The organism is Streptomyces incanus (genome assembly GCF_042656345.1).
GTDB lineage: Bacteria > Actinomycetota > Actinomycetes > Streptomycetales > Streptomycetaceae > Streptomyces > Streptomyces incanus.
Map to the genome: position 1 here is coordinate 20,771 of NZ_JBHSPC010000156.1, position 9,951 is coordinate 30,721.

The following is a 9,951-nucleotide window of genomic DNA, read 5'->3' on the forward strand; positions in this document are numbered from 1 at the left end:
CCCCACCAGTCCGAAAGGACCCACCGCATGCCGGCCCAGCCTGTCCCGGGCTCCGTCCCGCACCCGCTCGACGAAGTCCCCCAGACGTTCCGTGACGGAGACTCCTACGAGGTCAGGAACGGGCTCGTGAGCTACATCCGTCGCGATCTGCTCGGGCCCTGGGACGGAGCGACCGAGACCCTGCCGGCTTCCTCCTCCGGGCCGCGCGATCGCTATCTGGTGGGCATGCTGGGCCCGCGACCGCAGGGCGTCACCTCCGAGCGGATCGCGCTCGTGGCCGCCCAGAGCGCCGACGGCGAGTCCGGCGACGAGCAGGAGGGCGACGACAGCGCACCCGAGGACCGGCTCACCCCGCAGGCCGCCGGCCACATATGGGCATCGTCCATGGGCCTGTCCTGCACCGTGCCCGCCTCGGTCGGCACGCTCAGCGTCGATGTCCGCTGGGGCCGCTACACGCGGACCGAGGAGGGCACCGACCGGGGCACCACCCGGAGCGTGTGGTCCCGCGAGCCGGTCGAGCACACCGTGGACATCGACGTCACCGGCACTTCCAGCAGGATCGTCCAGCTCGAGGGCGACGCCGTGATCATCGACGTGCAGGTGCGTCGCCACACCGGCCGAGCCGGGAGCGAGGACCTGCGCGTCGTCGAACTGGCCCTGGTGAACCGGCAGCAGGACGACCGTGAGGCGCGCGACGCGCACTGGCTCTTCCAGGCCGAGATGGACCTCACCGCCTTTCCCGATGACCAGGCCGCCGTCTTCCTCCCCGTCGACGACCCGCTCGATCCCAGGAACGGGGGCAACGCCCCCGAGGACCCCGAAGAGAGGCGGTTGCGCCTTCTCTACCGGGACCACCTCAGCCATGCCAAGGGACGCAATGTCGCCGTGCACGCCCATGTGCGCGACGGCGAACGCAACGCGCACCGCCTCACCACCGTCTGGCTGCCGGAATACGACGTGCGGGCCACCACCGCACCGACCCTCGAGGACCAGGACCTGCTGCGCGGCCTCGAGCTGGGCATGGACGAACTCGCCGCCCTCGCCGTACCGGGTCGGCGCACCGAACTCAGCTCCGCACTCGCCCCGTTGGCCGACGGCTACGGCACCTGGCTCGAACAGCAACGGCACCGAGCCCGTTCGCTCCCCGAGGACTTGCGCCGATCGGCAGACGTCGCCATCGAGCAGGCGCTGAGTGTCTGCGACCGCATCACGCTGGGCATCGACCGGCTCGCCGCCGACGACACCGCTCTCGAAGCATTTCGCTTCGCCAACCGGGCCATGGCCCTGCAGCGGCGCAACACCGCCATCGCCACCGCGAGGGCCGGACGCGAGGACGAACCCGGCTCCTACCGGGAGGCGTACGAGGAAGTACACGCACGGGGCAAGCGGGCGGCCAGCTGGCGCCCCTTCCAGCTCGCCTTCGTCCTGCTCAACCTCGATTCCCTGACCAGGCCCGGCCACCCGCACCGCGGCACCGGCCGAGAGGCCCTCGTCGACCTCCTCTTCTTCCCCACCGGCGGTGGCAAGACAGAGGCCTACCTGGGGTTGGCGGCCTACACCTTCGCGCTGCGCCGCCTGCAGGGCACAGTGGGGTCGGGCGCCGAGGCGCGCAGCGGCGAGGCCGGTGTGGGTGTCCTCATGCGCTACACCCTGCGCCTGCTCACCGCGCAGCAGTTCCAGCGTGCCGCGGCCCTGGTCAGCGCCTGTGAGGTGCTGCGCCGCGAGGAGTTCGCACGGGACATCCGCTGGGGGGCCACCCCGTTCCGTATCGGGATGTGGGTGGGAACCTCCGTCTCGCCCAACTGGTTCGACGAGGCCAAGGAGCAGATCGCCGACGCCCGGGAGAGCGCGAGCGACAAGCACGCCAGGGTCCTCCAAGTCCTCACCTGTCCCTGGTGCGGCAGCGGCCTGACGGCCCGCTCCCACATGGAGTACGACGAGGGCCGTCGCCGTGTGCTGCTGTACTGCCCGCGCGGCGAGGGCGACGACCGCTGCCCCTTCTCACGCCGAGAGGCGCCGGGGGAGGGCATCCCCGTGCTCACGGTCGACGAGGAGATCTACCGGCTCGCCCCCGCCCTGCTCATCGCCACGGTGGACAAGTTCGCCCAGCTGCCGTGGAACGGGTACGCCGGACTGCTCTTCGGCCGCGTCACCGAGATATGCCCCCGCCACGGCTACCGCCACGACGACCTGGACGCCAAGACCGGCTGCGGAAGCCGGCACAACGCGCGGGGCGAACTGCCCGGCGTCACCGCGCAGCCGGTCACCCGGCTGCGACCGCCGGACCTGATCATCCAGGACGAGCTGCACCTGATCTCCGGGGCGCTCGGCACGACCGTCGGCCTCTTCGAAGCCGCCGTCGACCAGCTGTGCACCTGGAGCGTCACGGACCACCAGGGACGGCGCCACGAGGCCGGCCCCAAGATCATCGCCTCGACCGCGACCACCAAGCGGGCGGCCGACCAGGTGCGGGGCGTCTTCGCGCGCAAGGTCGCGGTCTTCCCGCCCCAGGTGCTCGACGTGGGCGACACATTCTTCTCACGGCAGGTCGAACTCAGCCGTGACAACCCCGGCCGCCGGTACCTGGGCGTCTGCGCGCACGGGACGCGTCTCAAGGCCGCCGAGATCCGGGTCGCCGAGATCCTGCTCCTGGCCGGGCAGCACCTCTTCGACGAGTACGGCAGGCCGGCCGACCCCTACATGACACTCGTCGGTTACTTCAACGCCACCCGTGAACTCGCCGGCATGCGGCGCTACATGGACGACGACATCGCCACCCGAGTCCGCTCCAACGGCAGCCGCAAGGGACAGGACACACTGTCCGACCGCATTGTGAGCAAGGCCGGCATGCTGGGCGTCCAGGAGCTGACCTCGCGCATCTCCTCGGCCGACATCGGCGGAGCGCTCAAGCGCCTCGAGATCGAGTTCGATCCGGAACGGGACACCTCGCTGCGGCGGCGTGCCTTCCTGCGCGAGTACGCGACCGCGATCAAGGAGAAGCGCGAGCCGCGAGCCGGCATGACACCCACCGCCAAGCAAGCCGTGGACGTCGTCCTCGCGACCTCCATGCTCCAGGTCGGCGTCGACGTCTCCCGGTTCGGGCTGATGCTGGTCGTGGGCCAGCCGAAGAACACCGCCGAATACATCCAGGCGTCCTCACGTGTCGGCCGTGACGCCGCGCGTCCGGGACTCGTGGTGACGCTGTACAACTGGTCCCGTCCCAGGGACCTCGCCCACTACGAGGACTTCGAGTACTACCACGCCACCTTCTACCGCCAGGTGGAGGCGCTCTCCGTCACCCCCTACACCCGCCGCGCTCTGGACCGGGGCGTGGCCGCCACCTACATCGCCGCCCTGCGGCAGGCCGAGTACGACACGTCCCGCAATCTGGACGCCCAGACGGTCGACCTGGACGGCCCCCTGGCCCAGGAGGTCGAACGCCGGTTCCTGGAACGGGCCGAACGCGTGGGCGGCGAACGGCCCCGAGGGTACCTGCAGGAGCGCATTGAGCAGTTGAAGGACGAGTGGCGCCGCAAGCGTGACGAGAGCACCTCGGCTCTCGGCTACCGCAAGGAGAAGCACAAGACGACCATTGTGAACGGCCTACTGAGACGCGCGGACGGCTCCCGGTGGACCGAGTTGACCGTCGGCATGTCGATGCGCGAGACCGAGAACGAGATCAACCTGCTGCTGCCCGGCGGCGGAGCCTTCCTCGAGGAGGCCTCCGGAAACGGCCCCGACTGGAACTTCGGTGCCGGAAACCCGGAGGACGGCAGCGACGCCGACACGGCGGCCACCGTGGACAGCGACGAGTACGGACCCACCTCCGCGGACGCGGCCAGGAAGGCACAGCGATGAGCAGCAACGGCAACCGCAGGGTCGGCTCCGTCCGCCCGAGCCACCTCATGTTCACCACCGGAATCGGCTCCCTCGTCGATCTGCCGAACTTCTCGGTTCTCGTCAAGGGGACCGACTCCTGGAGCTATTCGGGAATCACGGACTACGACATCGACGAACCGCGGCTGCGCTCCGCCGTCAACCGGTCCCTGCAGCGCTACGGGCGCGGACAGATCGAGCAGTTGCGGGCCGCGCCCTGGCTCGAGGGCGGCGACACCGACCCCAAGGGCTGGGCGGCACAGGGCATCGGGGTGCCCGTCACACCGTTCCCGCAGTGGTTGCGCTGCACCGCGTGCAACATCCTGGCCGCCGTCGACTCGGGTGAGTTCGCCTTCGTCAACTCCAACCCGCGTACACCGCACGAGGCGAAGTTCGTCCACGACTGCAAGCGGGGGAAGAAACCCCTCGCGGTCGCCGCGCGCTTCACCCTCGTCTGCACCGCCGGCCACCTCGACGAGTTTCCCTACAGTCCGTACGTCCACCACGGACAGGCCTGCGGCAAGACGCCGCGCCCCAAGTTGCGGATGAAGGACCACGGCGGAAACCAGGCCGCCAACGTCACCATCGAGTGCGTCGCCTGTGGAGACAAGCGCAACATCCGGGAGGCGATGGGAGAACGCGGTCGCAGGAACCTGCCCGGGTGCCGGGGGCGACACCCGCACCTCGGAACCTACGAGACGAACGGCTGCCCTCAGCCCCCTGTGCTGATGGTGGCAGGAGCGTCGAACCAGTGGTTCCCGCTCACGCTCAGTGCCCTCGCCCTGCCCAAGGGACAAGGCGGAGACATCGAGAAGCTGCTGGAGGACCACTGGCCCGAACTGCAAGGGGTCAACGACCGAGGCCAGTTCGACTTCATGGCGAACATCCCCCAGTTCGGGTACCTCAAGGAGTTCGACGCGGACGCCGTCGTCGAGGCCATCACCGCTCGCAAACAGGGGGCAACGGGCCCGGCTCCTTCCGCACCCGACGTCCAGGCCGACCTCTTCGGCCCCGAGTGGGAGGCCCTCTCAGGGCCCGTACCCACGCCCAGCGACGACTTCGCCCTCCGCCCGGCAACCGTGCCGGCCCCGCTGCAGGAACTCTTCTCCGACGTCCGCCAGGTGGAGCGGCTGCGCGAGGCCCGTGCCCTCATCGGCTTCACCCGGCTCGACGCCCCTGACCCCGAGTCACCGGAGATCGCCCAGCGCGTGGACCTGTCCCGGGGAAGCCAGACGTGGGTGCCCGCCAGCGAGGTACGGGGCGAGGGCATCTTCCTGCGGGTCCAGGACGGGCTGATGGCCGAATGGGTGGCCCGCATGGAGAAGTCGTCCCGGATGGAGGCCCACCGGGAGGCGTACGGCCGGTTCCGTGTCAACCGTAAGTCGGACCGCATGACGAGCGACTTCGATCCGTTCCACGGCTGGCCCGGGGCGCGGTACATTGCCCTGCACACCCTTTCCCACCTGCTGATTCGTACCATCGCCCTGGAGTGCGGCTACAACTCGGCCTCGCTGGCCGAGCGGATCTACGCCGGTGACGAACAGAACCCGAGGACCGGCATTCTCATCTACACCGCCGTGCCGGACTCCGAAGGCACCCTCGGTGGCCTGGTCTCCCTCGCGGAAGACCGCGAGTTCGACCGGATCGTCCGCCGTGCCCTGGCTGACGCCACGCACTGCTCGGCCGACCCGCTCTGCTCGGAACGTCTGCCGCAGGACCCGGCGGACTTCCTGCACGGAGCCGCCTGCCACGTCTGCCTCTTCGTGTCCGAGACCACCTGCGAGCGGGGCAACAGGTTCCTGGACCGCCGGTTCCTGGTCCCTCTCTCTGGAGACGAGGACCAGATACTGACCCCGGTCGGCCTGCTGCCGTGAGCAGGCGCGAGTTCGAGGCCTCCGTCGAAGTTGCTGTGGCGGCCCTCGGCCCCTCGCGCGGCAAGGACCTCGCCGGTCTGCTGGCCCTGGGCAGAGGCGAGGAAAGCGTACTGACGGAGCTGGCGACACCTCGAATTCGTCAGCCCGTCGCAGCCCTGTACGAGGCGATGAGGAAGGAGTCGGTGCCGACGGTCGAGGCCGCGGCGTACGTGCGGGGGTATGTCGCCGCACTCCTGCGCTCTCGTGACGAGGTGCGAGTGCGCACCGTGTGGAGCGGTCCCTCGACGCCGGCCGTACCGGTGCGTGCGACCGCGCAGGTGCTCGTGGAGGTCATCAACGAGGCGCGGAACGAACTGCTGGCCATGACGTACGCAGCCCGCCCGTATCCGGCGCTCACACAGGCACTGATGAACGCGGCGGCACGTGGCGTGCGGACGGACATCGTGGTGGAGACCCTGGCCGGTGCGCGGGGCCTGCTCTCAGGACGGGAGCCTGCCGAGGCGTTCTCGGGAGTGCCAGGCGTACGCCTGTGGCACTGGGCACGCCACCCGGGCGAGCACGCGTACTCGCGTCAGCACGCCAAAGTCGCGATCGCCGACCGGAACACGCTCTTCCTGGGAAGCGCCAACCTGACGGAGTCGGCAGCGCGGCGGAACATCGAAGCGGGGGTCCTGGTGAGAGGCGGCGACGCGCCACGAAGGGCGGCGGAGCACATCGTGGAACTGCAACGGCTCGGTGTGCTGAAGCCCTTGTGATCGTCACTGCCGACGCAGATGCCGGCTTCGCGCCAAGCCGAAGGGCGGATGGTCTCCGAGTCGCCCCTCGTCAGGCGGTGTCGCAGGTGTGGGTCAGTCGCTGCGGCATCAGGACGGCCACCGGCGACGACAAGAGCGGGTGTGCGGCGCGCATCGCCGCTCACCTGCTGCTCATGGGCGTGCACCGTGCCCGGCTGCTCGGGTACGGGCGCAAGGACCTGGTCCGGCTGCTCGACGCGACCGGCATCGAGTAGCCGGACCAGCGGGCCCGACGTCGAAGGGGTGGTGCAGGGTGCGGTGTGTCAGCAGGGCAGGGTCGCCGGTCCCGGGACGTACTCCGGGTCCACCTGGGCGGCCAGGTCCTCGCCGGTGCGGGCGTCGGCCCAGGAGCGGGCGTTGCGGAGGTGGAACTCCACGGCGTGGCGATGGAGGCGGTCCCAGTCGCGGGGGTGGGAGTCGACGGCCTCGCGCATGACGGTCAGGGCGTGGCGGTTGTGCGGCTCCAGTGCGCTCAGGGGGTCCGAGGCATTCGGGGAGCCGGGGGTAGCGGGGTTTGCGGGCGGGGTCCTGCCCTGTTCCGCCGCCCGTACCCAGTCCGAGTGCACGAGGTGGGTCAGGAGGTCGTCGCCCACCTGGTTCTTGAGGAAGAGGAGGTCCTCCTCGCAGGTGACCTTGTTGCCGACGACCGCGATGCGGATGCCGAATTCGCGGGCGTGGTCCCGGTACTGGCGGTAGACGGAGACGCCCTTGCGGGTGGGTTCGGCGACCAGGAAGGTGAGGTCGAAGCGGGTGAAGAGGCCGGAGGCGAAGGCGTCGGCGCCCGCGGTCATGTCGACCACCACGTATTCGCCGGGGCCGTCGATCAGATGGCCCAGGTACAGCTCCACCGCGCCCAGCTTGGAGTGGTAGCAGGCCACGCCCAGGTCGCCGTCGTCGAACTCGCCCGTGGCCATCAGCGGGACGCCGCCGGTCCGGGAGACGTGCCGCGCGTGCAGTTCGTCGTCGCCGAGCAGGCTCAGGAGACGTGAGCCGCGGCCGGGCGGGGTCGTCTTGATCATCGACTCGGTGGAGGTGATGCGGGGGTTGGTGCCGCGCAGGTACGCCTTGATGTCGTGCAGGCGCGGGCCCAGGGGAGGGGGCGTCACCGGGGCCTGTCCGGCGGGGGTGAGTGCCTCGGCCAGGTGCTGGTTGATGTCGCCGTCGATGGCGAGCACCGGGGCGCCGGCGGCGGCCAGGTGACGGGAGAAGAGGGCCGACAGCGTCGTCTTGCCACTGCCGCCCTTGCCGACGAACGCGATCCTCATCGGCACTCCACCCTTTTGAAAACGAATGTCATGTCGCTAGGTTCTAGGGGTGCGGTCGGGGCGGTGTCAAACTCCTCGCCGCGTGTTACACCCGTCCCATCGCATCTTTCACCCGGATGATCGAACGTGAAGGCCTGTTCGCTGTGCCGTGCAGGTGCGCATGTCACCCCGCGACAAGCTCCCGCACGGGCTGCTCCGTACGGGCGGGCCGCACCCGCGAGGTCCGCCACAGCCACAGCACGTCCCGGCCGAACGACCACACCAGCAGCCCCAGTGCCAGCGCCACCACCCCGACGTTGACCAGGTGCGGCAGCAGGTTCGCACCCGCCACCAGCAGGAGTATGCCCTGGAGCGCGGCCACCGCCTTGCGGGCCGTGCTCGGCGGCAGCGCGGCGTTCAGCCACGGCCACACCCGGGCCGCGGCGACGAAGACGTACCGCATACCGCCGATCAGCAGCACCCAGGGTCCCATCGCCATCGACACGTACACGCTGAGCACCAGGATGAGGAACGCGTCCACCTCCATGTCGAAGCGGGCGCCCAGCGGGGTCGACGTGCCGGTCCTGCGGGCCACCTTGCCGTCCACCCCGTCGAGGATGAGGGCCACGGCGGTCAGGCCGACGAACAGGGTGACGGGCGGTGAGTCCTGGAAGGAGTCGGCCACCAGCGCGGTCACCCCGCCGACCAGGATCGCCCGGCCGAGCGTGACCCGGTTGGCCGCGCCGAACGAGCGCAGCCGGGACCGGTGCAGGGCCCGGGAGAGCACCGCCCACGTGGCGATCGCGAACGCGAGGCCGGTCAGCCAGCCCGCAGGGCCCATGCCGATCGCCGTACCGATCAGCGCCAGCAGCAGGACCTGTACGCCCGCCCCCACGGCGGTCTCCTGCTGTACGAGCCTTGCGTCGTAACTGTTGTTCAGGGCCACCGAACACCCTCCGGCCGTGTGACAGAGTCGATCAACGCCGCTACCTTGTGCGCGGCCTGTGCATCCCTCGGTACGCGTGCGACGTGCCGACCGTTCAGGAGGAATTCGATGAACCGCGCCGCTCATGCGTTCTGGATCGACTCACCGGGACGCGGTGAGATCCGCGAAGTTCCCCTGTCCGCCCCCGGCGAGGACGAGGTCCTGGTGCGCTCGCTGTACTCCGGCGTGAGCCGCGGCACGGAGACCCTCGTCTTCCGCGGCCAAGTGCCCGAGAGCCAACACGCCGCGATGCGCGCGCCGTTCCAGGAGGGCGACTTCCCGGGACCGGTGAAGTACGGCTACCTCAACGTGGGAGTGGTGGAGGAAGGGCCGAAGACACTCGTCGGGCGGACGGTCTTCTGTCTCTACCCGCACCAGACCCGCTACGTCGTCCCGGCGAGCGCGGTGACACCCGTGCCCGAGACCGTGCCCGCCCGGCGGGCCGTGCTCGCCGGCACCGTGGAGACCGCCGTCAACGCCCTGTGGGACGCGGCGCCGTTGATCGGCGACCGGATCGCCGTCGTCGGCGGCGGCATGGTCGGCAGTTCGGTCGCCGCGTTGCTGGCCCGCTTCCCGGGCGTACGGGTCCAGCTCGTCGACGCCGACCCCGCGCGCGCCAAGACCGCCGAGGCCCTCGGCGTCGGCTTCGCGCCACCCGCGGACGCCCTCGGGGAATGCGACCTGGTCGTGCACGCCAGCGCCACCGAACAGGGCCTCGCCCGGTCCCTCGAACTCCTCTCCGCCGAGGGCACGGTGATCGAACTGAGCTGGTACGGCGACCGGAAGGTGAGCCTTCCGCTGGGTGAGGACTTCCACTCACGGCGGCTCGTCATCCGCAGCAGCCAGGTCGGCACGGTCTCCCCGGCCCGCCCCGGCCGCAGTTACGCCGACCGGCTCGCCCTCGCCCTCGACCTGCTGGCCGATCCGGCCCTGGACGCGCTCATCACCGGCGAGTCGGAGTTCGCGGAACTGCCCGCCCTCATGCCCCGCCTCGCCTCCGGCGAGATCCCGGCACTGTGCCACCTCGTGCGCTACGGCGAGGCCGCTGCCTGACCCCGGTTCAGGGCTCGGGCAGGGGGCCCGGGCCCGCCCCGCGGGCCGCCCGAGGACAGCCCCGGGCCCTGACCGGAAAACTCAACGGTCAGATGGGTATGGCGGGGTAGCCCCTCGGCGGTGAT

At 70.3% G+C, this 9,951-nt stretch carries 7 protein-coding genes; 5 read left to right on the forward strand and 2 right to left on the reverse strand.

All coding sequences use genetic code 11. From position 1 onward, the window contains the following. Nucleotides 1–27: 27 nt before the first annotated feature. The 4 genes from drmA to ACFP2V_RS35585 all read left to right on the forward strand — a co-directional run bounded on the left by drmA (nt 28) and on the right by ACFP2V_RS35585 (nt 6,759). A complete protein-coding gene (gene drmA, locus ACFP2V_RS35570) occupies nt 28–3,858 on the forward strand; it encodes a DISARM system helicase DrmA (protein ID WP_381219793.1) in 3,831 nt (1,276 codons plus the stop codon). Beyond that, nucleotides 3,855–5,750, forward strand: a complete 1,896-nt coding sequence (gene drmB, locus ACFP2V_RS35575) for a DrmB family protein (RefSeq protein WP_381219796.1) — start codon at nt 3,855–3,857, stop codon at nt 5,748–5,750. Before drmA ends, drmB begins: the two co-directional genes overlap by 4 nt. Further along, nucleotides 5,747–6,505 carry a DISARM system phospholipase D-like protein DrmC gene (gene drmC, locus ACFP2V_RS35580; RefSeq protein ID WP_381219799.1) on the forward strand — a complete coding sequence of 253 codons (759 nt, stop codon included), beginning with the start codon at nt 5,747–5,749 and terminating at the stop codon, nt 6,503–6,505. The genes drmB and drmC overlap by 4 nt, the downstream gene beginning before the upstream one ends. Before the next feature lie 77 nt (nt 6,506–6,582). Next, on the forward strand, nt 6,583–6,759 hold the full coding sequence (locus ACFP2V_RS35585; RefSeq protein ID WP_381219802.1) for a hypothetical protein: 177 nt from the start codon (nt 6,583–6,585) through the stop codon (nt 6,757–6,759). A gap of 48 nt (nt 6,760–6,807) precedes the next feature. Here ACFP2V_RS35585 and ACFP2V_RS35590 read toward each other — a convergent pair whose 3' ends face one another. Further along, on the reverse strand, nt 6,808–7,809 hold the full coding sequence (locus tag ACFP2V_RS35590; RefSeq protein WP_381219805.1) for an ATP-binding protein: 1,002 nt from the start codon (nt 7,807–7,809) through the stop codon (nt 6,808–6,810). Nucleotides 7,810–7,972: 163 nt separating this feature from the next. Further along, nucleotides 7,973–8,734 carry a CDP-alcohol phosphatidyltransferase family protein gene (locus ACFP2V_RS35595; RefSeq protein ID WP_381219808.1) on the reverse strand — a complete coding sequence of 254 codons (762 nt, stop codon included), beginning with the start codon at nt 8,732–8,734 and terminating at the stop codon, nt 7,973–7,975. Nucleotides 8,735–8,842: 108 nt separating this feature from the next. On the opposite strand from ACFP2V_RS35595, the gene ACFP2V_RS35600 reads away from it, so the two are divergent. Next, on the forward strand, nt 8,843–9,826 hold the full coding sequence (locus ACFP2V_RS35600) for a zinc-dependent alcohol dehydrogenase (protein WP_381219811.1): 984 nt from the start codon (nt 8,843–8,845) through the stop codon (nt 9,824–9,826). The last annotated feature ends 125 nt before the right edge of the window (nt 9,827–9,951 follow it).